26 protein-coding genes are annotated in these 25,276 nt (G+C 72.7%); 9 read left to right on the forward strand and 17 right to left on the reverse strand.

The window, feature by feature from the left end; genetic code table 11:
- Window positions 1-29: 29 nt before the first annotated feature.
- The 5 genes from pdxS to ACZ5UI_RS08970 form a co-directional block, all read right to left on the reverse strand.
- A complete protein-coding gene (gene pdxS, locus ACZ5UI_RS08950) occupies window positions 30-914 on the reverse strand; it encodes a pyridoxal 5'-phosphate synthase lyase subunit PdxS (protein WP_464196386.1) in 885 nt (294 codons plus the stop codon).
- Between the two features lie 24 nt (window positions 915-938).
- Window positions 939-1,808, reverse strand: a complete 870-nt coding sequence (locus tag ACZ5UI_RS08955) for a MurR/RpiR family transcriptional regulator (RefSeq protein ID WP_464196388.1) — start codon at window positions 1,806-1,808, stop codon at window positions 939-941.
- A 242-nt stretch (window positions 1,809-2,050) separates the two neighbouring features.
- A complete protein-coding gene (locus ACZ5UI_RS08960) occupies window positions 2,051-2,290 on the reverse strand; it encodes a hypothetical protein (RefSeq protein WP_464196390.1) in 240 nt (79 codons plus the stop codon).
- Window positions 2,290-3,390, reverse strand: coding sequence for an anion permease (locus ACZ5UI_RS08965; protein ID WP_464196392.1), 1,101 nt, complete (start codon window positions 3,388-3,390; stop codon window positions 2,290-2,292). The genes ACZ5UI_RS08960 and ACZ5UI_RS08965 overlap by 1 nt, the downstream gene beginning before the upstream one ends.
- A gap of 15 nt (window positions 3,391-3,405) precedes the next feature.
- Window positions 3,406-4,032: a DUF47 domain-containing protein gene (locus ACZ5UI_RS08970; protein ID WP_464196394.1), complete on the reverse strand. Its 627-nt coding sequence runs from the start codon at window positions 4,030-4,032 to the stop codon at window positions 3,406-3,408.
- A 253-nt stretch (window positions 4,033-4,285) separates the two neighbouring features.
- On the opposite strand from ACZ5UI_RS08970, the gene ACZ5UI_RS08975 reads away from it, so the two are divergent.
- From ACZ5UI_RS08975 to fabI, 3 genes are all read left to right on the forward strand, one after another.
- A complete protein-coding gene (locus ACZ5UI_RS08975; protein WP_464196396.1) occupies window positions 4,286-5,602 on the forward strand; it encodes a reverse transcriptase family protein in 1,317 nt (438 codons plus the stop codon).
- Complete coding sequence (locus ACZ5UI_RS08980; protein WP_464196398.1) at window positions 5,599-5,934, forward strand: hypothetical protein; 336 nt, start codon at window positions 5,599-5,601, stop codon at window positions 5,932-5,934. Before ACZ5UI_RS08975 ends, ACZ5UI_RS08980 begins: the two co-directional genes overlap by 4 nt.
- A 63-nt stretch (window positions 5,935-5,997) precedes the next feature.
- Window positions 5,998-6,789: an enoyl-ACP reductase FabI gene (fabI, locus tag ACZ5UI_RS08985; protein ID WP_464196400.1), complete on the forward strand. Its 792-nt coding sequence runs from the start codon at window positions 5,998-6,000 to the stop codon at window positions 6,787-6,789.
- Between the two features lie 8 nt (window positions 6,790-6,797).
- On the opposite strand, the gene ACZ5UI_RS08990 is transcribed toward fabI, so the two are convergent.
- Window positions 6,798-7,193, reverse strand: coding sequence for a hypothetical protein (locus tag ACZ5UI_RS08990; RefSeq protein WP_464196402.1), 396 nt, complete (start codon window positions 7,191-7,193; stop codon window positions 6,798-6,800).
- A 99-nt stretch (window positions 7,194-7,292) separates the two neighbouring features.
- Between ACZ5UI_RS08990 and ACZ5UI_RS08995 the strand changes: the two genes are divergently transcribed.
- Window positions 7,293-8,972: a bifunctional diguanylate cyclase/phosphohydrolase gene (locus tag ACZ5UI_RS08995; RefSeq protein WP_464196404.1), complete on the forward strand. Its 1,680-nt coding sequence runs from the start codon at window positions 7,293-7,295 to the stop codon at window positions 8,970-8,972.
- Here the strand turns inward: ACZ5UI_RS08995 and ACZ5UI_RS09000 are convergent.
- From ACZ5UI_RS09000 to ACZ5UI_RS09035, 8 genes are read right to left on the reverse strand one after another with little or no spacing between them, the layout of a single operon-like run.
- Window positions 8,897-9,361 carry an FKBP-type peptidyl-prolyl cis-trans isomerase gene (locus ACZ5UI_RS09000; RefSeq protein ID WP_464196406.1) on the reverse strand — a complete coding sequence of 155 codons (465 nt, stop codon included), beginning with the start codon at window positions 9,359-9,361 and terminating at the stop codon, window positions 8,897-8,899. The genes ACZ5UI_RS08995 and ACZ5UI_RS09000 overlap by 76 nt on opposite strands.
- Complete coding sequence (locus tag ACZ5UI_RS09005) at window positions 9,361-9,981, reverse strand: TetR/AcrR family transcriptional regulator (RefSeq protein WP_464196408.1); 621 nt, start codon at window positions 9,979-9,981, stop codon at window positions 9,361-9,363. The genes ACZ5UI_RS09000 and ACZ5UI_RS09005 overlap by 1 nt, the downstream gene beginning before the upstream one ends.
- A complete protein-coding gene (locus ACZ5UI_RS09010; protein WP_464196410.1) occupies window positions 9,978-11,330 on the reverse strand; it encodes an acyl-CoA carboxylase subunit beta in 1,353 nt (450 codons plus the stop codon). Before ACZ5UI_RS09010 ends, ACZ5UI_RS09005 begins: the two co-directional genes overlap by 4 nt.
- A gap of 6 nt (window positions 11,331-11,336) precedes the next feature.
- On the reverse strand, window positions 11,337-12,515 hold the full coding sequence (locus ACZ5UI_RS09015; RefSeq protein WP_464196412.1) for a beta-ketoacyl-[acyl-carrier-protein] synthase family protein: 1,179 nt from the start codon (window positions 12,513-12,515) through the stop codon (window positions 11,337-11,339).
- The gene (locus tag ACZ5UI_RS09020) at window positions 12,512-12,781 is read right to left on the reverse strand and encodes an acyl carrier protein (RefSeq protein ID WP_464196414.1); all 270 of its coding nucleotides are present in this window, start codon (window positions 12,779-12,781) and stop codon (window positions 12,512-12,514) included. Before ACZ5UI_RS09020 ends, ACZ5UI_RS09015 begins: the two co-directional genes overlap by 4 nt.
- A gap of 15 nt (window positions 12,782-12,796) precedes the next feature.
- On the reverse strand, window positions 12,797-13,471 hold the full coding sequence (gene fabG / locus ACZ5UI_RS09025) for a 3-oxoacyl-ACP reductase FabG (RefSeq protein WP_464196416.1): 675 nt from the start codon (window positions 13,469-13,471) through the stop codon (window positions 12,797-12,799).
- The gene (locus tag ACZ5UI_RS09030; protein ID WP_464196418.1) at window positions 13,458-14,471 is read right to left on the reverse strand and encodes a beta-ketoacyl-ACP synthase III; all 1,014 of its coding nucleotides are present in this window, start codon (window positions 14,469-14,471) and stop codon (window positions 13,458-13,460) included. The genes fabG and ACZ5UI_RS09030 overlap by 14 nt, the downstream gene beginning before the upstream one ends.
- Entirely contained in the window at window positions 14,471-15,277 is an 807-nt protein-coding gene (locus ACZ5UI_RS09035; RefSeq protein WP_464196420.1) for an ACP S-malonyltransferase, read from the reverse strand. The genes ACZ5UI_RS09030 and ACZ5UI_RS09035 overlap by 1 nt, the downstream gene beginning before the upstream one ends.
- Window positions 15,278-15,403: 126 nt before the next feature.
- Here ACZ5UI_RS09035 and ACZ5UI_RS09040 point away from each other — a divergent pair, with 126 nt between their 5' ends.
- The gene (locus ACZ5UI_RS09040; RefSeq protein ID WP_464196422.1) at window positions 15,404-16,162 is read left to right on the forward strand and encodes an alpha/beta fold hydrolase; all 759 of its coding nucleotides are present in this window, start codon (window positions 15,404-15,406) and stop codon (window positions 16,160-16,162) included.
- Here the strand turns inward: ACZ5UI_RS09040 and ACZ5UI_RS09045 are convergent.
- From ACZ5UI_RS09045 to ACZ5UI_RS09055, 3 genes are read right to left on the reverse strand one after another with little or no spacing between them, the layout of a single operon-like run.
- On the reverse strand, window positions 16,137-16,925 hold the full coding sequence (locus tag ACZ5UI_RS09045; RefSeq protein ID WP_464196424.1) for a potassium channel family protein: 789 nt from the start codon (window positions 16,923-16,925) through the stop codon (window positions 16,137-16,139). The two genes, ACZ5UI_RS09040 and ACZ5UI_RS09045, sit on opposite strands and share 26 nt — an antisense overlap.
- Window positions 16,926-16,927: 2 nt before the next feature.
- The gene (locus ACZ5UI_RS09050; protein WP_464196426.1) at window positions 16,928-18,847 is read right to left on the reverse strand and encodes an acetoacetate--CoA ligase; all 1,920 of its coding nucleotides are present in this window, start codon (window positions 18,845-18,847) and stop codon (window positions 16,928-16,930) included.
- Between the two features lie 11 nt (window positions 18,848-18,858).
- Complete coding sequence (locus tag ACZ5UI_RS09055) at window positions 18,859-20,001, reverse strand: hypothetical protein (RefSeq protein ID WP_464196428.1); 1,143 nt, start codon at window positions 19,999-20,001, stop codon at window positions 18,859-18,861.
- A gap of 38 nt (window positions 20,002-20,039) precedes the next feature.
- Here ACZ5UI_RS09055 and ACZ5UI_RS09060 point away from each other — a divergent pair, with 38 nt between their 5' ends.
- Genes ACZ5UI_RS09060 through ACZ5UI_RS09075 form a run of 4 tightly spaced genes read left to right on the forward strand, consistent with a single transcriptional unit; the run spans window position 20,040 to window position 25,270 of the window.
- A complete protein-coding gene (locus ACZ5UI_RS09060; RefSeq protein ID WP_464196430.1) occupies window positions 20,040-20,795 on the forward strand; it encodes an MBL fold metallo-hydrolase in 756 nt (251 codons plus the stop codon).
- Window positions 20,792-22,849 (forward strand): phage holin family protein, encoded by a 2,058-nt coding sequence (locus tag ACZ5UI_RS09065; protein WP_464196432.1) that lies wholly within the window; start codon window positions 20,792-20,794, stop codon window positions 22,847-22,849. Before ACZ5UI_RS09060 ends, ACZ5UI_RS09065 begins: the two co-directional genes overlap by 4 nt.
- 10 nt (window positions 22,850-22,859) lie before the next feature.
- On the forward strand, window positions 22,860-23,102 hold the full coding sequence (locus ACZ5UI_RS09070; RefSeq protein WP_464196434.1) for a hypothetical protein: 243 nt from the start codon (window positions 22,860-22,862) through the stop codon (window positions 23,100-23,102).
- 11 nt (window positions 23,103-23,113) lie between these two features.
- Window positions 23,114-25,270, forward strand: a complete 2,157-nt coding sequence (locus ACZ5UI_RS09075; RefSeq protein ID WP_464196436.1) for a DEAD/DEAH box helicase — start codon at window positions 23,114-23,116, stop codon at window positions 25,268-25,270.
- Window positions 25,271-25,276 lie beyond the last annotated feature (6 nt).

The following is a 25,276-nucleotide window of genomic DNA, read 5'->3' on the forward strand; positions in this document are numbered from 1 at the left end:
GCAGCGCGACAACGCCAATCAGGAGCGGCTTACCAGCCACGCCCGGCGAGCAACTGCGACTCGTCGAGCTTGCGCGTCTCGAGGCTCTCCATCGCCGGCCCGAGGCCCTCGGAGGCCTTGGCCACGCGATCGGCGTCGAGGTAGTGCGTGGTCGCCTCGACGATCGCCCGCGCGCGCGGCGCCGGATCGTCGCTCTTGAAGATGCCCGAGCCCACGAACACGGCCTGGGCACCCAGCTGCATGACCAGCGAGGCGTCGGCCGGGGTGGCGATGCCCCCCGCGCAGAACAGCGGAACCGGCAGCTCACCGGCCTGCGCGACCGAGCGCACCAGGTCCAGCGGCGACTGGAGGTCCTTGGCGGCGGCGAACAGCTCCATCTCGTCCATCGTGCCGAGCTTGCGGATGGAACCGCGGATCGAGCGCAGGTGGCGCACGGCCTCGACGATGTCGCCGGTGCCGGCCTCGCCCTTGGAGCGGATCATCGCCGCGCCCTCGGAGATGCGCCGCAGCGCCTCACCGAGGTTCGTCGCGCCGCACACGAACGGGATCTGGAAGGCCCACTTGTCGATGTGGTGGGCCTCGTCGGCCGGGGTCAGGACCTCGGACTCGTCGATGTAGTCGACCTCGAGCGCCTGCAGGACCTGCGCCTCGGCGAAGTGCCCGATGCGCGCCTTGGCCATCACGGGGATGGACACGACCTCCTGGATCCCCTTGATCATCTCGGGATCGCTCATGCGCGCGACGCCGCCGTCGCGGCGGATGTCGGCGGGGACGCGCTCGAGGGCCATGACGGCCGAAGCGCCGGCATCCTCGGCGATCTTCGCCTGCTCGGGGGTGACGACGTCCATGATGACGCCGCCCTTGAGCATCTCGGCTAGGCCGGCCTTGACGCGGAAGGTCGATTCGTCTCGCATACGACCTCCCACTGTAGCCCTCGACTACTTCAGGCGGAACGCCTTGATGCGGTCTGCATACTGCGCGGCGTCGCGGCTGTACACCCCGTATGCCAAGGCCTGGATCATCGACAGCAGCGCGGTGTGCGAACGCACGAACGCGGGCGAGTTGCTCGAGTAGTACAGGCGGATCTGCGCGAGCTTGGCCACCTCGCTGAGCGTCGCGTCGGTGATGGCGATCGTCCGCGACTTGCGGTGGCGGGCCAGCTTCATCGCGCGCACCACCAGCGGGTGCGGGCGGCCGGCCGACAGGCCGATGACCAGCGTCTGCTCGTCGATGCGGGCCAGGCGGCCCAGCGCCTCCTGGGACGGCGACGCGACGATCTCCGCGCGCAGGTCCAGCAGGGACAACAGGTGACGCAGGTAGGAGGCGAAGAAGGCCATCTGATCGGTGCCGGCGATCAGGACGCGCGGTGCGGCGGCGATCAGGTCGATCGCGGCCTCGACGTCGGAGCGCGACGTCTTGCGGGCCGTCTCCTCGACGTTGACGTGGTCGGCGGCCAGCGCGGTCTCGAACTCGTTCTGGTCCAGCGAGAAGAGCGGCGCGGCGGGCCCGCCCGCGGCCGGCGCCGGCGTGGCGTGCGCGCGGCGGTACTCCTCGCGTGCGGCCCCCTGCAGCTCGGGGAACCCCTCGAAGCCGAGCGCTTGCGAGAAGCGCACGACGGTCGAGCTGGAGGTGTTCGCGCGCCGCGCGAGCTCCTCCGCGGTCTGGAAGGCCGCCTCGTCCAGGTGATCGACGATGTACTGCGCGACGTCCTTCTGGGAGCGCGAGAACTCGTCGAAGCGGGCCTGGATGTAGGCCGAGAGAGTCTGGTGACGGGAGCCCTCGTACGGAAGAGGGGTCGCCGTGGTCATTGCCGCACGCTTCATCGCGAGGGGGTGTTTCGCCAGCACCCTCGAGGGTCCTTCCCAACCTGTGCGCAAACGACAGACGCCCGGCTGTTCGCCGGGCGCCTTGGGACAAGCGATGAGGTGTTCCGCCCTGCTCGCTCGTCAGCCCGAGGGGTCAGCTGGGGGTATGTCGCCGAATGACTTCCCCTCGGGTGCTTCAAGGTTCCGCTACCCAAGCCCCGCGCCGGGGCAAACACCTCTTTGTCTCATTTGGACAGCATGACCGTGACGGCGAGCACCACGGCGCCGACGCACAGCACCCCGCAGACCGCCGTGAACGCGTACCAGCCGATGGTCGCGCCCCGCCCGCCGGCCCGGCGGGCCTGCCCGGCCCGCGCGCCGCCCGCGATGGCCAGCGAGAACACCAGCGTCAGGCCGATGCCCGACACCGCGCTGACCCACAGGACCTGCAGCAGCGCGTCGCCGTCGATGATCGAGGCGAACATCAGATCGCCTCGACCGGCACGCCTTCGCGCGTGCGAGCGATGTACAGCCAGATCAGGCCGGCGACCAGCAGCGCGGCCACGACCAGCGGCCCGGCCACGCCGGACCCGAAGAGCGTGCTGAAGCCGTAGACGACCGCGCCGGTCGCGCCCGCCGCGGGCAGCGTGAGCACCCAGGCGATGGCCATGTTCCCGGCCACCCCCCAGCGCACCGCCGAGAGCCGCTTGGCGGCGCCCGAGCCCATCACGGCGCCGGAGATGACGTGCGTGGTCGACAGCGGGAAGCCGGCGTGGGTGGCGGCCAGGATCACCGCGGCGCCGGCGCCCTGGGCGGTGAAGCCCTGCGCGGCGTCCATCTTGATGATCCGGCTGCCCATCGTGCGGATGATCCGCCAGCCGCCGGAGTAGGTGCCCAGCGCGATCGCCGTCGCGCTGGAGACGACGACCCAGGTCGGGACCTGCGGGTTCTCAGCGCCCAGCGTCCCGTGCGCGACGAGCGCCAGCGTGATGACGCCCATCGTCTTCTGCGCGTCGTTGGTGCCGTGGGCCAGCGCCAGCAGCCCGCCGGAGACGATCTGGCCCAGACGGAAGCCGCGGGTGACCGGTCCCGGGCGCTGCCGCCCCACCACCCGGTAGGCGATGATGATCCCCACGCCGGCGACGCAGAAGGCCAGCACCGGCGCGACCAGCGCCGGGATGATGACCTTGCCCAGCAGGCCCTCGCCGATGATCGCGCTCGGCCCGCTGGAGGCGAGGACCGCGCCGACCACGCCGCCGATCAGCGCGTGCGACGAGGACGACGGCAGCCCGACGTACCAGGTGACCAGGTTCCAGACGATCGCGCCGACCAGGCCGGCGAAGATCACGCTGAGCGAGACGGCGTCGGCATCGACGATGCCGCTGGCGATCGTCGCCGCGACCTGCAGCGACAGGAAGGCGCCGACGAAGTTCAGGATCGAGGCGATCGCGATCGCGGCGCGCGGGCGCAGCGCCCGCGTCGAGATCGAGGTGGCGACGACGTTGGCGGTGTCGTGGAAGCCGTTGGTGAAGTCGAAGGCCAGCGCGACGCCGACGACCAGGTAGAGCAGCAGATCCGCGTCCATGTGCGGCGGCGCGGGTCAGGCGTTCTTGATGACGATGTTGGAAAGGGTGTTGGCCACCCGTTCCGTCGCATCGATCGCGTCCTCGAGCCGCTCGTAGATGTCCTTCCAGCGGATCACGACCATCGGGTCGATGCCCGTGTCGAACAGCGAGGCGATCGCCTCGCGCACCACGCGGTCGCCGTCGTTCTCCAGCCGGTGGATCTCGGCGGTGTGCGGCGCCAGATCGCCGAAGTCGCGCAGCAGGGGCATCGCCTCGGCGATCTTGCGCGTCGCCTGCACGAGGATCTGCGCCTGGCGCTGCGCCTGCTCCATCGGCGCCTCGATCTTGTAGAGGCCCATGAAGTCGGCGACCTCCTCGGCGAAGTCCAGCACGTCGTCCAGCGCGGTGGCCAGCTCGACGATGTCCTCGCGCTCGATCGGCGTCACGAACGTCTGGTTGAGGCGGTTGATGATGTCCGCCGTGATGCGGTCGCCCTCCTGCTCGCGCAGCAGGACCTCGCCGGCCAGCTCGGGGCGCTCGGGCCATTCGGCCATCATCTGGTCGAGCAGGTCGGCTGCGCTCACGAGGTTCGTGGCCGACGCCTCGAAGAGGTTGAAGTAGGTGGCGTCACGACCGATGAGCGCCGAGGTCAAGCGGGACACACGCGGCAGAGTAGCCCCACTTGTCAACGAGATGTCAACACGGTCCTGGGATAGCGTTGCGCCGCGACGGCGCCGTCCGAGTGGGCCGAGCGCGTCCGCGGACGCGTGACGCCTCTCCGGGGCACCCCCGGGGGAACGTGAGCAGCAGACGCAGTGCATCGCGTGCCCGCCGCTGCGCAGGCTTCGCACTGATGGGCACGCACGACGGGAATCGGTCGGACGGCGCCGTCGCGTTATCCGCGAGGATGGCGGCGTGGACCGCCTCGATGGGCTCGCCGTCGCGCTCAGCTCCGCCTTCCTGGCGGGCGAGTGGGAGCGTTCCGCGCTGGTGGCCCGCGGCGCGGTGGTGATCGCCGGGCGCCGGCCGAGCTGGCTGACGAAGGTCGCCGACACGGTCATCGACGCCTACGTCCGCCCGCCGCTGGACCGCCCGCGCGAGCTGGCGCGCTTCGTGGCCATCGCCTTGCAGCGCCACCGGCGGTATGCGCGGGCGCGCCGGGTGGAGCGGTGGATCCCGTTCGAGGCGGCGATGGGCGCCACCCGGTGGCCGGTGCTCGAGCTGGCGACGGTCGACGACCTGGCCGAGCGCCTCGAGCTCGATCACGGTCAGCTGGCGTGGCTGGCCGACGTGCGCGGGTTGGAGCGCACGGTCGCCGGACCGCGGCTGCGCAACTACCGCTACCGCTGGCTGGAGCGCCAGGGCGGCCTGCCGCGCCTGCTCGAGTCGCCCAAGGCGCGGCTGAAGGAGAGCCAGCGCATCGTGCTGCGCGAGATCCTCGATGCGGTCCCCGCGCACGACGCGGCGCACGGGTTCGTGCGCGGCCGGTCGGTGCGCACGCACGCGGCCGCCCACGTCGGCGCCCGTGTGGTGCTGCGCTTCGACGTCGAGGACTTCTTCGCGTGCGTCGGCCCCGGCCGCGTGTGGGCGACCTTCCGCGCGGCCGGCTATCCGGAGCGCGTCGCGCACACGCTGACGGCGCTGTGCACGAACGTCGTGCCCGCCGACGAGTGGGGCTCGCTCCCACCGCCGGTCGATCTGCCGACGATCGCCCGCTGGCGCCGCCTGGGACGGCGGCTGGCCACGCCCCATCTGCCCCAGGGGGCGCCCACCTCCCCCGCGCTGGCCAACCTCGCCGCGTTCGCCCTCGACGTGCGGCTGAGCGCCTACGCCGCGACGTTGGGCGCGACCTACACGCGCTACGCCGACGACCTGACGATCTCCGGGGACACGCGGCTTTTGCACGGGGCGGCGACCCTGGGTCAGGCGGTCGCGGCGATCGCCCGGGACGAGGGCTTCGTGCTGAACCTGCGAAAGTCGCAGTTGATGACACGTGCGGGTCGACAGCAGGTGTGCTCGGTGGTGGTCAACGAGCGGCTCAACGTGCCGCGCGAGGAGTACGACCGGTTGAAAGCGATCCTCCACCAGGCCCGCCGCGATGGCCTGACGGCGGCCAACCGCGACGGCGTCGCCGACTTCCGTGCCCATCTGGCCGGCCGCATCGCCTGGGTGGAGTCGCTGAACCCGCAGCGCGGTGCGCGCCTGCGCGAGCGACTGGCGGCCGTGGCATGAGGCCGCAGACCCGCGGGACCGCGTTGGGCGAGGAGATCGCCCGGCGCATCCAGCAGGAGTGTGGGCCGGCCAACGACCGGCGCGCCGCCGAGGCCGGACTGCGGGCGGCGATCGCCCGGCTGGCCAGCGAACAGGCGCCGGAGCTGCTCGAGCCGGCGGGGGACGACGCGCGCATGGAGGCGTTCGGCGCGCAGCTGGCCGCCCGGCTGATCCAGCACGTCCGCTCCGAATACGGCGCGTCGGCACCGGAGGTGCTGATCGGCGCGCGCGAGGTGCTCAGCGCCCGCCTGGCCGCCGTGGCCAACCCGGTCGATCCGTTCGATCAGACCTGACGGTCGCGCCCGCGGTGTCGATCCGCGCGCCGCAGCGACCGTTGGCCGCGTAGGGTCCCGCCGATGCCTGGACTGCTCGACGGCCGCCGCCTGCTCATCACCGGTGTTCTGACCGACCGCTCGATCGCCTTCGCCGCCGCCGCCGAGGCCCAGAACGAAGGAGCCGAGGTCGTGCTCACCGGGTTCGGACGCGGGCTGCGGATCACCGAACGGATCGCCAAGCGGCTGCCCCAAGCCGTCGACGTGCTCGAGCTCGACGTCAACGACCCCGCGCACCTGGAGGCGATCGCCGCCGAGCTGAGCACGCGCTGGGGCGCCGTGGACGGCGTGCTGCACGCGATCGCCTTCGCCCCCGCCGACGCGCTCGGCGGCGGGTTCCTGGACACGCCGGCCGAGTCGGCCGAGATCGCCTTCCGGACCAGCGCCTTCTCCTACAAGGCGCTGGCCAACGCGCTCCTCCCGCTGCTGGAGAAGGGCGACCAGCCGTCGGTCGTCGGCCTCGACTTCGACGCGACGGTCGCCTGGCCGATCTACGACTGGATGGGCGTGGCCAAGGCCGCGCTGGAGTCCGTCAACCGCTACCTGGCCCGCGACCTCGGCGCTCGCGGCATCCGCGCGAACCTGGTCAGCGCGGGACCGATCGCCACGATGGCCGCCGGTTCGATCCCCGGCTTCGAGACGCTGGCCGACAACTGGAACCTGTTCGCTCCCCTGGAGTGGGACACCAAGGACCCCGGCCCGGTCGCCGACGCGATCCTGTGGCTGCTGTCGGCCCGATCGCGGGCGATCACCGGCGAGATCGTCCACGTCGACGGCGGCTACCACGCGATGGGCGCGCCGGTCCGCGAGGCCTGAGGCCGCCCTCAGCCGAGCTGGCGACCGGCGACGGTGATCAGCGCGGCGCTGACCGCTCCGATGATCAGGCCGACGGTCCAGCCCGGCAGCGAGGTGCCGACCAGCAGCGCGCCCAGCACGGCAGCGACGATCACCGACGCGACCAGCACCAGCGGCTGGACGGGGATGGCGGTCGCGCGGGCCGGTGCCCGCCGGGGCGCGGGCGTGACCGCGGGCCGCGCGGATGCGGCCGCGGGACGGGCGCCGCTGGCGGGCGGGGCTTCGCCGCCGGCCCGCCGGTCGGCGCGCTCGGCGAAGCGCTTGGCCCGGGCCATCGCCTCGGGGCCGCGCGTGTCGACCGCGGCCTCGGGCATCGATCCCGCGGCGGGTGCCCCTTCGTCCGGGGCGGCCTGCGACTCGCTCATCTTGACTGCTTCCCTCGGGACCCGAGCTGCGGACACTAGTCGGCCATGACCGGCGTCTCCGGTCTTTGGATCCGCCGCCCGCCTGCCGATACCCCCGGTATGGGTCCTCCCGGCGCCGCCCCCACCCCCACGGTCTCGTGGCGCCTGCTCGGCCTGCTGTTCGTGGCCTCCGGGGCGATGGGCCTGCTCACGCTGCCCTTCAGCCAGCCCGATCCGTTCCTGCGCTGGCCGATCGCGGTCGTCGGCGCGGTCGCCTTCGTGGCGGGCCTGGTGACCGTCTTCGTCGCGCCCCGGCTCCCGGACGGGCTCCTGATCGTCGGCCTGCTGAACTGCATGCTGCTGGTCAGCGTCGCGGTCGGCGTCTCCGGCGGACCGGACAGCCCGTACGTGATCCTCTACGCCTGGACCGGCGTGGAGGCCTGGTACTTCCTGCGCCGCTCGCAGGCCATCTGGGTCACGGCCGTCAGCGCCGTCGGGATCGCCATCACCCTCGCGCTGTCCACCGAGGCCGGCGGCGGGATCACCACGTGGATCATGGTCGTCGGCACGATGGTCGCGCTCGGCCTGGTCACCAGCACCCTGCGCGAGCGGGCCAACGGGCTGATCGAGATCCTGGCCGACCGCGCGAGCCGCGACATGCTGACCGGGCTGCCCAACCGCCGCGGCTACCAGGAGCGCATCGAGAAGCAGCTCGCGCTGGCCGAGCGCGACGGCACGCCGGTGACGATCGTGCTGGCCGACATCGACAACTTCAAGGCGCTCAACGATGCGTTCGGCCATCGCTTCGGCGACCGGGCGCTGAGCTCGTTCGCCGATCTGTGCCGCGACCAGCTGCGGGCGCCCGACCTCGTCTGCCGGGTCGGGGGCGAGGAGTTCGCGATCGTCCTGCCGCTGCTGGACGAGCGCGCGGCCACCGCGGTGGCCGAGCGCCTGCGCCGCGCCGTGCGCTCACGCATGGCGGCGCCCGACGGCCGCGCCGTGTCGGCCTCCTTCGGCATCGCCTCCTACCCCAAGCACGGCTCCGACCCCGAGGTGCTCCTCGACCACGCCGACCAGGCGATGTACGTGGCCAAGCACCTGGGGCGCGACCGCACGGTCGTCTTCTCCGACGGCCTGCTCGACGCGGTGCGCAGCGACGCGCCCGCCGAGCAGCTGCAGGCCGTGCTGGTGCTGGCCGAGGCGCTGGACGTGCGCGACGTCGGCACCGCCGACCACTCGCAGACGGTCGGCCGCCTGTGCGCCGAGATCGCCGAGCAGCTCGGGCTCTCGCGCCAGCGCGTCGAGCGCATCCGCGTGGCCGGCGTCCTGCACGACGTGGGCAAGCTCGGCGTGCCCGACCACATCCTCCACAAGGCCAGCAAGCTCACCGAGGAGGAGTTCGCCGAGATGCGCAAGCACGCCGAGCTCGGGGCGCGCATGGCCGCGGCCGCGGGCCTGGCCGACATCTCGACCTGGGTGCTGGCCCACCACGAGCGCCCCGACGGGGCCGGCTACCCCAGCGGCCTCAGCGCCGACGAGATCCCCTTGGAGGCGAAGATCCTGGCGGTCGGCGACGCCTACGAGGCGATGATCTCCGACCGGCCCTACCGCCGCGCGCCCGGGCACGACTTCGCGATCGCCGAGCTCCGGCGCTGCCAGGGCACGCAGTTCGACCCCGACGTCGTCGAGGCCCTACTGGCCAGCATGGGCGAGCGCGAGGACGCTCAGCCGACGAGGTCGACGACGAAGATCAGCGTCGCGTTGGCTGGGATCGACGGCGGCGAGCCCGACGCGCCGTAGCCCAACCTGGGCGGGATGATCAGCACCCGGCGGCCGCCGACGCGCATGCCCTTGATGCCCTGGTCGAAGCCGGGGATCACCTGGCCGCCGCCGAGCTGGAACTGGAACGGCTGAGCGCCGCGGTCCCAGGAGGCGTCGAACTGCTTGCCGGACTTGTACAGCTTGCCGACGTACTGCATCGACACGACCGAGCCGTTCTTGGCCACGGCGCCCTTGCCGACCACGATGTCCTTGGTCTTCAGCGTCTTGGGCGCCGGCCCGTGGGCGCGGCCGATCTTCGGCTTGGCGCCGATGTTCGTGCTCACCGACGGGAAGCTGAAGGACGCCGCGACGGCGGGCGCCGCGACGACGAGCAGCGTCGCCGCCACGAGCAGGATCAGGCGTCGCATCACGACTCCAGCGGAGGCGGGAACAGGTAGACGGCGCGGTACCAGAGCTCGGCCAGCGTCGCGACGGTCTCGGTCATCGACTGCTCGCCGTGGATCACCTCGGTGGTGATGTGGCGCTCGACCATGGCCATCAGCGCGCGTGAGGCGATGCCCGCGTCGATGTCGTTGGGCGCCTTGCCCCGCATCTGGTCGGAGCGGATCCGGCGCTCGGCGGCGCGCACGAGGCGGCGCACGTAGGGCTGCCACTCGGCCGGCAGGCCGTCCTCGGCACCCGACAGCTTGCCCGCCAGCAGCAGCACCGCGGCGTTCTTGTTGACCACGCCGACCACGCGGGCCATGCCCAGGCGCAGCTCGCGGCGCGGCTCGCCGTTGCCGTCCAGGTAGGGCGCCCCCGCGACCAGCATCTCGGCGAACGACTGCTGGACCAACCGATCCAGCACCGCACGCTTGTTGGCGAAGTAGAAGTAGACGTTCGTGCGGCTGACGTAGGCCCGCTGCGCGAGCCCGTTCATCGTCAGCCGGTCGTAGCCTTCGGTTGCGATCGCGACACGCGCCGCGTCGAGGATCGCCGCCTCGGTCTCATTTCGCGGCGCCAGCCGCTGGACCGCAGCTGCGCTCAAACGAATGCTCCCAGCGCCTGCGCGACCCGTTCGCGCGTCTCGTGGGGTTCGATGATCTCGTCGATGAAGCCGGCCTGGGCGGTCACGCCCACGTCGAGCTGATCGATCTCGTACGCCGTCTCCAGCGCCATGCGATCGGCTCCGGCGGCCAGCTCGCGCCGGCCGACGATCTCCACGGCCTGACGAGCGCCCATGACCCCCACCCGCGCACGGGACCAGGCCAGCGTCAGGTCGGCACCCAGATCGCGCGAGTTCATCACGATGTGGGCTCCGCCGAATGCCTGTCGCAGGGTGACGGTCACGCGGGGAACGCTAGCGCGTGCGAAGGCGCGAAGAAACGCGGCGCCGTAGCGGATGACCCCTTCGCGCTCCTGGCCCGTGCCCGGCAGGAAGCCCGGGGTGTCGGCCAGCACGACGATCGGGAGGTTCATCCGGTCGCACCAGTTGACGAACCAGGCGCCCTTCTCGGCCGCCGCAACGTCGAGCGTGCCACCCAGATAGCGCGGCTGGTTCGCCAGCACGCCGACCGGCATGCCCTCGATGCGGGCCAGGCCCGTCATCAGGTTGCGCGCCCACCGCGGGCACAGCTCGAGCAGCTCGCCGCCGTCGACGATCCGCGCGACCACGTCGCGCACGTCGTAGACCTGACGCGGCGAGGGCGGCAGCACCTCGCCGGGGTCGTCGCCCAGCGGCGCGCGCGGCGCGGCCATCGTCGGCGACTCGCCCAGTCGCGAGGGCAGGTAGGACAGGACGTCGCGCACGTAGGCGGCCGCGTCGTCGTCGCTGTCGGCGGCCAGGTGGATCACGCCGTTGGCGGAGTGCACCTTCACGCCGCCCAGGTCGATCGCGCTGACCTCCTCGCGGGTGATCTCCTGGATCACGCGCGGGCCGGTGAGGAACATCTTCGCGTCCTCGCCGGCGCTGATGGTCAGATCACCGACGGCCGCGCCGTAGGCCGCGCCGCCGGCGCAGGCCCCCGCGACGACGGTGATCACCGGTACTCGGGCGGTGGCCTCGGCGTGGAAGATCGCTCCATAGGCCGTCAGGCCCGCGACGCCCTCCTGCACCCGCGCGCCGCCCGACTCCGGGAAGCACACGACCGGGGCGCCGGCCCGGTTGGCCAGCGCGAAGACGCGCTTGATCGTCTCGCCGCCGGCGGCGCCCAGCGAGCCCCCCTTGAAGCGCCCGTCCTGGGCCCAGCAGAACACCGGCCGCCCATCCACGCGACCGGAGGCGGCGACGACGCCGTCGCCCACCGCGGTGCGGATCAGGTGCAGGGTGCCGGGATCGACGAGCGCCTCCAGGCGCCCGAGCGGAGTCTCAGCGACGAGCTGCTCAATGGTGGCCAAGGTGGATCAGGCTCCTGTCAGGACGAGGGTCGCGTTCTGGCCGCCGAACCCGAATGAGTTCGACAGAACTGCCTTCAGACCCGGCGCCTCGCGCGGCCCGTCGGGCACGTAGTCGAGGTCGCACTCGGGATCCGGCTCCGTCAGGTTCAGCGTCGGTGGGAGCACGCCGCGCTCGATCGCGCTCAGCGAGATCACCGCCTCCACCGCACCCGCGGCCCCGAGCAGATGGCCGATCGCGCTCTTGGTCGAGCTGACCGGCGGGACTCCTCCGTTGTGGCCGAAGACGCCCTTGATGGCGAGCGTCTCGATCTTGTCGTTGAACGGCGTGGACGTGCCGTGGGCGTTGATGTAGCCGATGTCGTGCGGCTGCGCGCCCGCGTCCTCCAGCGCCTTGCGCATCGAGCGCATCGCGCCCTTGCCGTCCTCGTCGGGCATCGTGATGTGGAAGGCGTCGTTGGAGGCGCCGTAGCCGGCGACCTTCCCGTACACCTTCGCCCCACGCGCCCGGGCGTGCTCGGCGCTCTCCATCACGAAGACGCCGGCGCCCTCGCCGAGGATGAAGCCGTCGCGCTGGGCGTCGAACGGGCGCGAGATGCCGTCCTTGGACATCGCGCCCATCCGCTTGAAGGCGGCCAGGCAGACGTTGGTGATCGCCGCCTCGCTGCCGCCCGCGACGACCAGATCCGCGTCGCCGCGCTCGATCATCCGCTTGGCCTCGCCGATCGCGTGGCCGCCGGTCGCGCACGCCGAGGCGACGCTGAACCCGGGGCCGGTGATGCCGAAGCGCATGGCGATCAGGCCGGCCGCGGCGTTGGGCATCATCATCGGGACGAACATCGGCGAGACCGCCCGGTCGCCCCCGTTCAGCCAGGCCAGCGTCTCGCGCTCCAGCGTGCCCAGGCCGCCGACGCCCGTGCCGATCACGACCGCCGCGCGCTCGGGATCGATCCCGTCGGGCGCCGCCTCGGCCCAGGCCTGGTCGGCCGCGCCGAGGGCGAAGTGCGAGAAGCGATCCGAGCGGCGCGCCTCCTTGGGCGTCATCACGCTCTCGGGATCGAAGTCGTTGGCCGCGCCGATGCCGTCGGCGATGCCGCTGCGGCGCTGGAGCAGGGCGTCGAAGAACCCGTCCGCCGTCTCCCCCAGCGACGTCACGACGCCGCGCCCCGTGATGACGACGTCCGTCACGCCTGCTGCGCCCCCGCCAGGCGGATGGTCAGCGAGACCGCGTCGCCCACGCCCTTGATCGGCTTGAGCTCCTCGTCGTGGATCTGGATGCCGTACTCGTCCTCGAGCGCCTTGACGAGCTCGACGAGGTCCAGCGAGTCGACGTCGAGGTCGCTCCACTGCGTCTCCAGCTCAGCGGTCTCGGCGCCGGGGACCTTGATGGCGGCGAGCTCCTCGCGGATGCGGGCGAGGACCTCGTCCTCGGTGGGGATGGTGGATTCGGCCACGTTGGTGCTCCTTGTTCAGGCGCTCATGGCGCCGTCGACGGTCAGGGTCGTGCCGTTGACGTAGGCGGCCTCCTCGGAGGCCAGGAAGGCGACGGCATGCGCGACTTCCTCGGGGGTGCCGACGCGCCCGGCGGGCACGGCGGACAGCAGCCCGTCGTCGAGGTCCTTGGTCATGTCGGTGGCGATCAGCCCCGGGGTGACCGCGTTGCAGGTGACGCCCTTGCGGGCCATCTCGCGGGCGATCGTCTTGGTGAAGCCGATCAGTCCCGCCTTCGAGGCAGCGTAGTTCGCCTGCCCGGGGTTCCCGATCCGGGCGCCGATCACCGAGCTGAGGTTGACGATGCGGCCGAAGCGGTTGCGCATCATCGGCGACAGCACGCGCCGGGTGCAGTGGAAGGCGCCGGTCAGGTTCGTGTCCAGCACCTGCGTCCAGTCGTCGTCGCTCATGCGCAGCGCCAGCCCGTCGCGGGTGATGCCGGCGTTGTTGACGAGCACGAGGATCGGCTTGCCGTGCTCCTCCTCCACGCGCGTGAACGCCGCGTCGACGGCGGCGGTGTCGCGCACGTCGCAGTCCTTGGAGCCCAGCCCGGTCACGTTCCAGCCGTCGGCCCGCAGCCGCTCGACGATCGCCGCGCCGATGCCGCGCGTCCCGCCGGTGACCACGGCCACGCCGTCCTCACGCGCAGACATGGACCCGCTCCTTCCAGCGCACGATGCCCGCGCTCCACACGAACCCGGCGCCCAGCGCGGACAGGGCGACGGTGTCGCCCGGCTTCAGGCGCCCCTCGCGCTCGGCCCGCTCCAGGGCCAGCGGGATCGTCGCGCTCGACGTGTTCGCGCAGCGGTCGACGTCGATCATGATCTTCTCGGCCGGCACGCCCAGCTCGGCGGCGGCGGCCTGGATGATGCGCGCGTTGGCCTGGTGGGCGACGAACAGATCGACGTCGTCGACGGTCAGGCCGGCGCGCGACAGCGCCTCGGCCGTGGCGGCGGTCATGCGCGCGACGGCGTGGCGGTAGACGGTCTGGCCCTCCATCCGCAGCATCCGCTCGTCGATCTCGGCGTACAGCGAGCCGGCCATCGTCGCGTCGGTGCCGTGCACGAAGTGCCCGATGCCGCCCTCCAGCTCGCCGCCGGCCACCAGCACCGCGGCGGCCCCGTCGCCGAACAGGATCGCGGTCCCCCGGTCGGCGTGGTCGGTGATGCGCGACAGCGCCTCGGCGGCGCACACGAGCACGACCCGGGCGCGGCCGGACTCGACCGCGCTGGCCGCCTCGTCCAGGCCGACGCAGAAGCCGGCGCAGGCCGCGTTGACGTCGAGCGCGGTGACGGTCTCGGGCGCGCCGATCAGCCCCGCGATCATCGGCGCCAGGCCGGGCGTGAGCCGGTCGGGGGTGATCGTGGTGACGATGATGCGATCGACCTCGGCGGCGTCGCGGCCGGCATCGGCCAGCGCCCGGCGGCAGGCCTGCGCGGCCAGCGGGGCCAGCTGCTCGCCCTCGGCCAGCCAGTGGCGCGTGCGGATGCCGGTGCGCTTGACGATCCACTCGTCGTCGGTGTCCAGGCGCTGCATCAGGTCCTGGTTGGTGACGACCGTCTCGGGCAGCGCGGCGCCGACGCCGAAGATCCCGGCGCGCAGCGTGCGGCGCGGGGTGATGCGGGGCGAGCGGGCGGGCAGCGCGGTGGCCATCAGGCGACCGCCTCCTCGCGCAGGATCCGCTTGACCAGGCCGCTCAGCACGCGGCCGGGCCCGAGCTCGACGAACTCGTCGGCGCCCAGCGCGCGCATCGCGTGGACGGACTCGCGGAAGCGCACCGGGCTGAGCAGGTTCTCGACCAGCTCGGCGCGCACGTCGGTGAACGGCGCGGCGGTGCCGTTGGAGATCACGGGGAACTGCGGCGCGCGCACGTCGATCGAGGCCAGCGCCTGATCGAGCTCCTGGGCGGCCGCGGCCATCAGGGGCGAGTGGAAGGCGCCCGAGACGTCGAGCTTGCGGGTGCGAAGGTCCATGGCGTTGACCGCGTCGATGCCGGCGATCGGCCCCGACAGCACGAGCTGGCCGGGAGCGTTGTCGTTGGCGACGGTCAGCCCGTGAGCGTGAGCGGCGGCTCGGACGGCCTCGTCGTCCTCGCCCAGCACGGCGACCATGCCGCCGGCGTTGGCCTCGCCGGCGCGGGCCATCGCGTCGCCGCGCAGGGCCACGAGCGGGACGGCGGCGTCGAAGTCGATCGCCCGGGCGGCCACCAGCGCGGCGTACTCACCCAGCGAATGGCCCGCGGCGGCCACGGGCGCGGTGATGCCGGAGCGCTCCCAGGCGATCACGCCGGCGATGAACAGCGCGGGCTGCTGGAAGCGGGTGCCCTCGTCGATGCGGGCGAAGGGGTCGAAGCCCAGCAGGTCCAGCGCACGGGCGAACAGGGCGTCGCCGCGCAGCTCGGTGTCCATGCCCGGTTCGTGGCTGCCCTGTCCGGGGAAGAGAATGGCCTGGTTGGTCACGTTCGGGCCATCCAACACCGCAAAACCGATTAGGGGACACCGGTTCGACGCTCGGGGGTCGAGTGTCGAGCGGCTGCCGACAGGTAGCGTTGCGCCATGCTCGCCCACCGTGAAGCCGGCGAGGCCGTGAACGGAAACGTTCTGCTGTTGCACGGCTTTCCCGAGTCGTCCCACATGTTCGTCCCCCTGCTGGACCCGATCGCCCAGGCCGGATGGCGAGTCGTGGCCCCGGACCTCGTCGGGTTCGGCGACTCCGAGCCGACCGGTCCCGGCAGCGGCGCGTGGACCGCGCAGGTCGAGGCGCTCGAGGCGTTCCGCACCGCCCAGGGCCTGGACTCGCTGGTGCTCGTCGTGCACGACTGGGGTGGCCTGGTCGGGCTGCGCTGGGCCTGCGACCACCCGGAGGCCGTTCGCGCCCTGCTGATCTCCGACACCGGCTTCTTCTCCGACGGCGAGTGGCATGACCTGGCCGTGGCCATGCGCACGCCGGGCACGGGCGAGGAGCTGGTCGACGGGCTCACCCGCGAGTCGTTCGGCGGGCTGATGCACGCGGTCAGCGCCGGCATGACCGACGAGGCGATCGACGAGTACGCCCGCGCGCTGTCCACCCCGCAGCGGCGGGCCGCGATCCTCGAGCTGTACCGGTCGGGCGAGTTCTCCGAGCTGGCGCCCTACGAGGGCCGCCTGGCCGCGCTGGGCGTCCCCACGCAGCTGCTGTGGGGTGCCGACGACCCGTTCGCACCCGTCGCGGGCGCCCATCGCTTCCTCGAGGAGATCCCCGGCAGCGAGCTGATCGTCGTCGAGGGCGCCGGGCACTTCGTCTACGACGACGCGCCCGAGCGCTGCGCCGACGAGGTCGTCAGCTTCCTGGGCCGGGTGGCCTGAGCTCGGCCCGCAGGGCGGCGAGATCCGCGCGCAGGCCGCGGATCTCGCGCTGCAGCTCGGCCAGGCTGACGTTCGCGTCGTCGCTCTCGCCGCTGGACACGCCCGAGCCGCTCGGATCGCCGTCGTCGCTGCCGATCACGAACCGCTGCGACGCGGCGCCGACGAGCAGGGCGGCGGTGCCGATGCCGGTGACCATCACGATCACCGCGACGCCCCGGCCCGCCTCCGTGTGGGGCACGATGTCGCCGTAGCCGACGGTCGTGACGGTGACGATCGCCCACCAGATGCCGTCGCCGATCGACACGTCCTGCGCGCCGCGCTCGACGGCGGAGAAGACCAGGCCGCCGCCGACCACGACGAGCACCAGCAGGATCCCGGCGTAGCGCAGCCCTTCCAGCGAGAACAGGCGGCGCGCGTGGTGGGCGGCCCCCAGCAGCGCCCCGAGGCGCAGCAGGCGGAACATCTGCAGGCCCGCCGGGGCGATCGGCGTGGTCAGCAGCACGATCAGCGGCAGGATCGGGTTCTTCTTGACCGACGCCCACCAGTTGGGCGAGCGATGCAGCCAGACGATCGCGGTGATCAGGAAGACCGACCACACGGCCCAGTTGAGCGCGTTGGCCAGGATCGCCGCCCAGTCGGGCAGGCCGTTGACCTCGTCCAGCAGGACGCTGGGGATCGTCAGCACGGCCGCGACCAACGACAGGCGCTGCAGCCACGCGGGGATCAGCTGCTCGATCGGCGGCGGTGGCGGCGACTCGGCCATCGCTAGCGCTGGGACGCGAGCTCCACGAACGCGTCCAGGGCGGCGGGGTTGGCCAGGCTGTCGCGGCTGGCCGCCTTGTCCACCGGGGTGCCCTGGAGGATCTTCTTGACCGGCACCTCGAGCACCTTGCCGCTCAGGGTCCGCGGGACCTCGGCGATGGCGTAGACGACGTTGGGCACGTGGCGCGGTGAGCAGTCCTCGCGCACGCGCCTGGCGATCGCCTTCTCCAGCGCCTCGTCCAGCACCGCGCCCTCGCGCAGCACGACGAACAGGGGCATCCAGCCGTCGACGTCGACGACCAGCGCGTCGGTGATCTCGTCCAGGGAGAGCACGGCGCGGTAGATCTCGCTGGTCCCCATGCGCACGCCGCCGCGGTTGATCGTCGAATCGGAGCGGCCGTAGATGATCGCGGTGCCGCGGTCGGTGATCTCGATCCAGTCGCCGTGGCGCCAGACGCCGTCGAACATGTCGAAGTAGCTGTCGTGGTAGCGACGCGCGTCGGGGTCGTTCCACAGGTACAGCGGCATCGACGGCAGCGGCTCGGTCAGCACCAGCTCGCCCACTTCGCCGATCACCGGACGGGCGTCCTCGTCGAACGCCTCGACCTTCGCGCCCAGCGCGCGGGCCTGCAGCTCGCCCTCGTAGACGGGCAGCGTGGGCACGCCGACGACGAACGCCGAGCACACATCGGAGCCGCCGGACGTGCTGAACAGCCACGTGTCGGCGCCGACGTGCTCGTAGATCCAGTCAAAGCCCTCGGGCGGCAGCGGCGACCCCGTCGAGCCGACCGCCTTCAAGGCCGACAGGTCGCGCCCCGCGCCGGGCTCGGTGCCCGCCTTCATGCAGGCCGTGATGTAGCCGGCGCTGGTGCCGAACACGGTCACGCCCGCCTCGGCGGCCAGGTCCCACAGCGCATCCATGTCCGGGTAGCCCGGGTTGCCGTCGAACAGCACGATCGACGCGTCGGTGAGCAGCACGCCGACGAGGAAGTTCCACATCATCCAGCCGGTCGTCGTGAACCAGAACACGCGGTCGCCGGCCTGTGCGTCGAGGTGCAGGTGCTGGTGCTTGAGCTGCTCCAGCAGGATGCCGCCGTGGCCCTGCACGATCGCCTTGGGCAGCCCGGTCGTGCCCGAGCTGTAGAGCACCCACAGGGGATGGTCGAACGGCACCTGCTCGAAGCGCAGCTCCTGCTCGGACGCGGTGAAGTCGCGCCACGGAACCGTCCCGTCCAGCGCGGTGTCGCCGAGCAGGACGGTCGCGTTCAGCGAGGGCATCTCGGCCATCAGGCCGGCCACCACCTCGCGGCGATCGAACCACTTCCCGCCGTAGTGGTACCCGTCGACCGCGAGCAGCACCTTCGGCTCGATCTGGGCGAAGCGATCAACCACCGACCGCGCACCGAAGTCCGGCGAGCACGACGACCAGATCGCCCCGATCGACGCCGCCGCCAGCACGCCGGCGATCGCCTCCACGGTGTTGCCCACGTAGGCCACGACCCGGTCACCCGGGCCGACGCCATGCGCCCGCAACCCCGCCGCCACCCGCGACGTCAGCTCGCGCAGCTGCCCCCAGGTGAACGTCTCCAGCGAGCGCCCTTCGCCCGCCGCGCGGATCGCCACCGCCTCGGGGTCCTTGCCCCGGAAGATGTGCTCGGCGTAGTTCAGCCGCGAGCCCGAGAACCACTCGGTGCCCGGCATCGCATGGGAGCCGAGCACCCGCTCGTACGGCTCGGAGGCCTGCACGTCGAAGAACTCCCACACGGCCGCCCAGAACGCCTCGACGTCGTCCACCGACCACTGCCACAGCTCGCCGTAGGACAGCTCGCCCTTGCCCAGCCACCGCGCGAACCGGGTCAACGTGGCGTTCTCGATGCGCTCAGCCGAAGGCTCCCAGAGCACGGGCGGGGATGTGGCGGACATGGGCCGAAACCCTAGACCGGTTCTGGCTCTGGCAACACGACGGGTTCGTCGGTGTCGGCCACCGCGGCGCGGCGCACCAGCTCCACCCCGCCGACCGTGACGGCGATCAGCAACACGGTGGCGGCCAGCGTGCGGATGCCCGGGATGATCCCCAGCGTCAGCAGGCCGAGCAGCACCGCCAGCACGACGCCGTGGACCATGCCCGGCGAGCCCAGCAGCGCGGGACGCGCCCAGGCCCGGAACTTGCGCGCCCACGTCGCCGGCCCGGCCAGCCAGGCGGCGATCACCAGCAGCAGCGCGAGCAGCAGCAGCGTGCGCGCGACCTGCGCGAGCACCGAGGTGCCGATCCGCCAGACGGCGTCGGCCGCCTCCTGGCCGGTCGCCGTCTTGCCGATGTCGCCGATCACCTGGTTGCCGACGATGCGCCGCAGCAGCAGCACGAGGATCGCCGAGATGACGACCGCCAGCGCCGCGTTGACCAGCATCTCGCGCCGGTGGCCCTTGGCCAGCCACACGGCCGTCCCGAGCAGGATGATCGACAACAGGAAGAGCACCCAGGCGACGGTCTTCAGCAGCTTGACCACGGTCTGCATCGCGTGCAGCTGGTCGGGCGAGATGATCTGGATGACCGCCGCGTCCTCGGGCAGGCGGTCACCGGTGATCGGTAACCCGAGGCGCTGGCCGATCTGCACCAGCAGCACCTTCAGGTCCAGCACCACGCCGCCCCCGCTGGGCGTTCGCAACGCGTCGCCGCGCTCCTCGATCAGGTTGATGAACTGCTGGTGGGTGAGCGTCGCCGCCTTGTCCCACAGCTCCTGGAAGGCCGACGACGCCAGCAATCGCTCGACCGCCTTGACCAGCGGCTCGCGCAGCGCGCCGGCGGCCGGCGCGGCCAGCGGCTGCAGCCGTGGCGGCAGGACGCCCTGCAGCGTCGCGGCCGGATCGGTGTACTCGTAGACCTGGTCGACCAGGTAGCCGGCCAGGGCCGTCTGCACCGCCGGATCGGCGACCAGCGCGGTCGTCGTGTCGTGCCAGCGCGCGTCGTTGAGCAGCTGCCGGGCCGCCCAGATCGAGAAGATGGCGAGCACGGCGACCAGCGCGCCGGCGATGAGGAGCGACCAGATCCCGATCCGGCGGCCACGAGAGAGTTCCACGGCGCCATCATCCACCTTTCGCCGGATAGGGTCCAACCGTGCCTGATCGACTGACCTGGCTCGGCCACGCGACCGTGTTGATCGAGCTGGGCGGCGCGCGGCTGCTCACAGATCCGGTGCTTCGCGGGCGCGTCGCGCATCTGCGCCGGCACGCCCCGGCAGTGCCCGCGCCGCACGACGTCGACGCCGTGCTCGTCTCGCACGCGCACCGTGACCACCTCGATCTGCCGACGCTGCGCGCGCTGGCACCGCCGCCGCCGCTGATCGTCGCCCCCGCGGGCGTCGGGCGCACCCTGCGCCGCCTGACCGGAACCGAGGTGCGCGAGGTCGCCGCCGGGGACGAGCTCGACGTCGCCGGCGCGCACGTCAGGGCCGTTCCCGCGGTCCACGACGGGCGCCGGTCACCGGTCGCGCCCGTGTCCGACTCGCTGGGCTACGTGCTCTCCCCCACCGGCGCCGACGGGCCGCGCATCTACTTCGCCGGCGACACCGCGGTCGACGACACGATGACCCGGCTCGGCCCGATCGACGTCGCGCTGATGCCGATCTGGGGCTGGGGGCCGTCGCTGGGCCCCGGCCACATGGACCCGGGCGAGGCGGTCGACGCGCTCGAGCTGATCCGCCCGCGCGTCGCCGTGCCGATCCACTACGGCACGCTGCTGCCGATCGGCCTGACCCGCCGCTACGGCCACGTCCTGCGCGACCCGCTGGAGAGCTTCCAGCGCGCCGCCGCCGAGCGCGTGCCCGACACCCACGTCGCCGTCCTGGCCGCCGGAGAGGATCTGGCGCTGTGATCACCCGCAGCCTCGTCTCGCTGATCGTCGCCGCGCTGTCGCTCCTGGTGCTCGGCGACATCCTGCCCGGCTTCAACATCGACGGCGTCTGGTCGGCGCTGGGCGTCGCCGCCGTGTGCGGTGTGATCAACCTGCTGATCTGGCCGCTGGTCATCCGGCTCGCGCTCCCGATCACCGTCCTGACCCTGGGCGGCGCCGTGCTCGTGCTCAACGGCGCGGTCGTGCTGCTGGCCGCCTGGGTCGTGCCCGGCGTCGAGGTGCGCGACGTGTGGACCGGCATCGGCGTCGCCTTCGGCGTGACCGCCATGTCGACGATCGCGGGCGCGCTGCTGGCCATCGACGACGACGACCGCGTGCTGCGCCATCTGGTGCGGCGCAACCGCCAGCAGGGCGCGGCCGACGAGCGCCCGCCCGGCGTGCTGTTCCTGGAGATCGACGGGCTCGCCCACGAGGTGCTCCTGCGCGCGCTGCGCGACGGCAACGCGCCGACGATCGCCCGCTGGGTGCGCGAGGGCAGCCACCGGCTGCTGCGCTGGGAGACCGACTGGTCCTCGCAGACCGGCGCCTGCCAGGCCGGGCTGCTGCACGGCAACAACGAGGACATGCCGGCCTTCCGCTGGTGGGAGAAGGACGGCGACCGCGCGCTGGTGACCAACCACCCGCGCGACGCGACCGAGCTGGAGCGCCGCATCTCCAACGGCCGGGGCCTGCTGCACGACGACGGCGCCAGCCGCGCGAACATCCTCTCCGGCGACGCGCCGCATTCGCTGCTGACGATGTCCACGGTGCTGGAGATGCGCGGACGCGGCCGGCTGGGCCAGGACTACGCCGGCTACTTCTCCAGCCCCTACAACATGACCCGCACGGTGCTGGCGGCGCTCACGCACGTGGGCCGCGAGCTGGTCTACGCGTCGCTGCAGCGCCGCCGCGACGTGCAGCCGCGCATCAGGCGCACGCTGTCCTACGCGCCGGCCCGGGCCTGGGCCACGGCGGTCCAGCGCGACCTGCAGGTCTCCGCGGTGGTGGCCGACGCGCATCTCGGTCGGCCGGTCGTCTACACGACGTTCCTGGCCTACGACGAGGTCGCCCACCACTCCGGGATCGAGCGCCCGGACACGCTGGCGGTCCTGCGCGACGTCGACCGCCAGGTGGCGCGCATCGCCGCGGCGGCGGCCACGGCCAATCGCCGCTACGAGGTCGTCGTGCTGTCCGACCACGGCCAGACCCAGGGCGCGACCTTCCGCGACCGCTACGGCCACACGCTCGAGCAGGTCGTCCAGGAGGCCTGTGACGCCGACGACGTCGACGCCTCCTCCAGCGGCGAGGACGAGGCGCTGGGGCGCATCGGCGCGGCGCTGACCGAGGCCGCGGGCGGCGACGGGCTGGGCGCGCGCACGGTGCGCACCGCCACGCGCGGGCGTCAGGTGGCCGGCGAGGTGCGCTTCGGCGACGAGAAGCCCGACGAGGACGCGCCGCCCCGCAAGGAGCCGCCGGAGATCGTCGTGATGGCATCGGGCTGCCTGGGGCTGATCAGCTTCCCGCGCCTGCCCGGCCGCGTCACGCTGGAGCAGATCGAGGAGCGCTACCCGCGCCTGCTGCCCGCGCTGCGCGACCACGACGGCATCGGCTTCGCGCTCGTGCGCTCAGCCGCGCGCGGCCCGGTCGTGCTCGGCCCCACGGGCGCGCGCTGGCTGGACACCGACGCCGTCGAGGGCGACGACCCGCTGGCCGACTTCGGACCCAACGCCGCCGATCACGTGCGCCGCACGGACGGCTTCGCGCACTGCCCCGACATCGTCCTCAACAGCTGCTTCTGGCGCCAGACCGAGGAGGTCGCGGCGTTCGAGGAGCTGGTCGGCTCCCACGGCGGGCTGGGCGGCTCGCAGGCCTACCCGTTCGTGCTGGCGCCCGCCCACTGGGCGCTGCCCGAGGACGAGGTCGTGGGCGCCGAGGCGATGCACCGGTGGATGCGCCGCTGGCTGGGCGACCTGGGCCACGAGGCGTTCAGCGCCGACCGAGATCAGGCCCGCGGGCTGCGCCGCCGGTCCCCGTAACCTGGAGGGGGTGCGACTGGCCAACGTCCTCGTCGGCGACATCGTGCTCGTCAACCGCAAGGGGCGTGTCTTCCACGCCACGGTCACCCGCACCGAGCCGCACGGGCTGGGCCTGGAGCCGCTGGAGAAGCGCATCACCTACCGGCAGTGCTCGGCCCACGAGGTCGTCGGCCACTGGTCGCGGCGCGGACGCCCGCAGACCTCCGACGCCCAGCTGAAGCCGACCGAGCAGCAGCTCCAGCTCGGTCTGTGACGCCCGTGTCCGTGGCGCTCGTCCCGAACGGCCCCAACATCGTCCTGCGCCAGAACGCCTCGCGCGGCGGGCAGATCGTCGTGCTGTCGTTCCCCTACCGCGACGACCTCGTCGAGGCGGTCCGCAAGGTGCCCGGCCGCCGCTTCGACTGGGACGCCCGCGAGTGGTGGGCGCCGGTCGACGACTGGACGGGCACGCACGTCGCCGACATCCTGCGCCGCTACCCCGAGCTGACCGTCGACGACGACGCGCGCGACTGGCTGACCGGCCTGACCGCGCGCTGGATCGGCGTGGTCAGCGCGGCCAAGCACAACGCCCGCGGGCACTTCGTGCTGGAGACGCGCGCGGGCGAGCTGCCGCCCGAGCTGGCCGCGCTGGCCAAGCCCGTCGGCTCCCAGCACTGGATCCCGTTCGGCGCCGAGGCGGCCGAGCTGCTGATCGAGCTGCGCTCGGCCCGCCTGGATCGCCGCGCGCAGGACTGCGCCAGCCGCCTGCAGGTCGGGCTCGACCCGCCGCCCGCCGTGCTCACCCACATCGAGGGCGTGGCCGGTCCGCGCCTGCGCCTCGACGTCCTGTGGGACACCGACGCCGACCTGGCCTTCCTGGACATCAACGGCGTCGAGCGTTCGACGCGCACGCTGCCGGTCGATCCGTGGGTGATGCCCGAGCTGGACCGCTTCCTGGCCGCCCACGGCGTCGAGGTGGGCGCCCACGCGCTGCCCGTGCTCGCCGCCCTGCGCGCCGAGCACGACGGCGCGCTGGAGGCGGTGCAGGAGTCGCAGGCCACCGAGGGCCCGCCGCTGGAGATCGAGTCGCGGCTGGGCGGCACGCTGGAGCCCTTCCAGCGCGCCGGCGTGCACTACGTCCTGCGTACCCGCCGCACGTTCCTGGCCGACGAGCAGGGCCTGGGCAAGACCGTCCAGGCGCTGGCCGCGCTGGAGGCCGACGACGCCTGGCCCGCCGTCGTCGTCTGCCCGGCCTCGCTGAAGCTCAACTGGGAGCGGGAGGCCGAGCGCTGGCTCCCGCATCGCAGCCGCGCCGTCGTGTCCGGCCGGGGCAGCACGCCCCCGGTCGTCGACCTGACGATCCTCAACTACGAGATCGTCGAGGCGCACACCAACGGCCTGCGCGCCCGCCGGCCGCGCGCCCTGATCGTCGACGAGTCCCACCTGGTCAAGAACCCGCGGGCGCAGCGCTCCAAGGCCGTGCGCCGGCTGGCCGAGTCGGTCCCCCGCGACGGCCTGCGCGTGGCGCTGACCGGCACGCCGGTGATGAACCACCCCGACGAGCTGATCTCGCAGCTGCGCGTGCTCGACCGCCTGGGCGACTTCGGCAGCGGCGCCCGCTTCAGCCAGCGCTTCCGCGAGGGCGTCGGCGCCGAGGAGCGTCTGCACTGGCATCTGCGCCGTCACTGCTTCGTGCGCCGGCTCAAGCGCGACGTGCTCCCCCAGCTGCCGGCCAAGCGCCGCTCGGTGCTGCCGGTCGCGCTGACCAACGAGGCCGAGTACCGGGTGGCCGAGCGCGACGTGATCGAGTGGCTGCAGACGCTGCCGCTGGACCTGGCCGAGCTCGACGCCAAGGTCGCCGCGGCCCGGCGGGCCGAGCGGCTGGCCCAGCTCAACGCGCTCAAGCGCCTGGCCGCGCGCGGCAAGCTGGCCGCCGCGCTGGGCTGGATCGACGACTTCCTGGCCTCCGACGAGCCGCTGGTCGTCTTCGCCCACCACCAGGAGATCCAGGAGGCGCTGGTCGAGCGCTTCGAGGCGCTGCACCTGCTGGGCCGCGACAGCCAGGCCCAGCGCGACGCCACCGTGGCCGAGTTCCAGGCCGGCTCCGGGCCGACGCTGCTGGTCTGCTCGACGGCGGTGGCCGCGCAGGGCATCACGCTCACGCGGGCCACCAACGTGTGCTTCCTGGAGCTCGAGTGGACGCCGGCGATCCACGACCAGGCCGAGGACCGCGTCCATCGCATCGGCCAGCACGACGCCGTCACCGCCTGGTACCTGCTGGCCGCCGACACGATCGACGAGACGATGGCGCGCCTGCTCGAACGCAAGCGAGACCTCGTCGCCTCAGTCACGGATGGGCGCGAGCGCGACGACGTGCCGCTGGTCGAGGCCGTGGCCCGAGAGCTGCGCAACGCGCCGATCCGGCACCTGAAAGCGGTGTAGTGCGCG

The sequence above is a fragment of the Conexibacter sp. JCM 18997 genome (assembly GCF_055391915.1).

Coding starts and splice junctions, on each gene's coding strand:
- pdxS (WP_464196386.1), bottom strand. CDS start 914: ATGCGAGACGAATCGACCTTCCGCGTCAAGGCCGGCCTAGCCGAGATG.
- ACZ5UI_RS08955 (WP_464196388.1), bottom strand. CDS start 1,808: ATGACCACGGCGACCCCTCTTCCGTACGAGGGCTCCCGTCACCAGACT.
- ACZ5UI_RS08960 (WP_464196390.1), bottom strand. CDS start 2,290: ATGTTCGCCTCGATCATCGACGGCGACGCGCTGCTGCAGGTCCTGTGG.
- ACZ5UI_RS08965 (WP_464196392.1), bottom strand. CDS start 3,390: ATGGACGCGGATCTGCTGCTCTACCTGGTCGTCGGCGTCGCGCTGGCC.
- ACZ5UI_RS08980 (WP_464196398.1), top strand. CDS start 5,599: ATGAGGCCGCAGACCCGCGGGACCGCGTTGGGCGAGGAGATCGCCCGG.
- fabI (WP_464196400.1), top strand. CDS start 5,998: ATGCCTGGACTGCTCGACGGCCGCCGCCTGCTCATCACCGGTGTTCTG.
- ACZ5UI_RS08990 (WP_464196402.1), bottom strand. CDS start 7,193: ATGAGCGAGTCGCAGGCCGCCCCGGACGAAGGGGCACCCGCCGCGGGA.
- ACZ5UI_RS08995 (WP_464196404.1), top strand. CDS start 7,293: ATGGGTCCTCCCGGCGCCGCCCCCACCCCCACGGTCTCGTGGCGCCTG.
- ACZ5UI_RS09000 (WP_464196406.1), bottom strand. CDS start 9,361: ATGCGACGCCTGATCCTGCTCGTGGCGGCGACGCTGCTCGTCGTCGCG.
- fabG (WP_464196416.1), bottom strand. CDS start 13,471: ATGTCTGCGCGTGAGGACGGCGTGGCCGTGGTCACCGGCGGGACGCGC.
- ACZ5UI_RS09030 (WP_464196418.1), bottom strand. CDS start 14,471: ATGGCCACCGCGCTGCCCGCCCGCTCGCCCCGCATCACCCCGCGCCGC.
- ACZ5UI_RS09045 (WP_464196424.1), bottom strand. CDS start 16,925: ATGGCCGAGTCGCCGCCACCGCCGCCGATCGAGCAGCTGATCCCCGCG.
- ACZ5UI_RS09050 (WP_464196426.1), bottom strand. CDS start 18,847: ATGTCCGCCACATCCCCGCCCGTGCTCTGGGAGCCTTCGGCTGAGCGC.